A 381-nucleotide genomic window follows, 5' to 3' on the forward strand; every position below is an offset into this window, starting at 1 on the left:
ATTATATATTATAGACCCTTCTCTTTTATCAAGAGTATCTGGTACACTATCTAACATTCTTTTAATTATATTTTCAACAGTCATTAACTCAAACAATTATGCACTCACCACCTTCTCTGCTTTGATATTTCCATATTTGCTGTAAACTGTGAATTTACAATGTACTTTACCCTTTATATTTTGAAACTCAAAATTATCTACATTTTCAATCCTATCGTCCAATACTAGTGCTTCTTTAATACGTCTTTCAATTTCAGGTATCACAAAAGATATAGGTTCTCCAATTAAGTCATTTAATTCAACACCATAATTTCTAGAATAAATAAGGTGCTCATACCTTTCAGTATTTAAAATTAAAAAGATGGTTTGTTTTAATGCTTC

1 protein-coding gene is annotated in these 381 nt (G+C 28.1%); it reads right to left on the reverse strand.

Annotated elements, in window-relative coordinates; all coding sequences use genetic code 11:
• Nucleotides 1-96: 96 nt before the first annotated feature.
• Nucleotides 97-381 (reverse strand): DUF2634 domain-containing protein (locus KGF50_RS21960; protein WP_227850006.1); only part of this gene is annotated, 285 nt, incomplete at its 5' end.

The sequence above is a fragment of the Clostridioides sp. ZZV15-6598 genome (assembly GCF_020657705.1).
GTDB lineage: Bacteria > Bacillota > Clostridia > Peptostreptococcales > Peptostreptococcaceae > Clostridioides > Clostridioides difficile_F.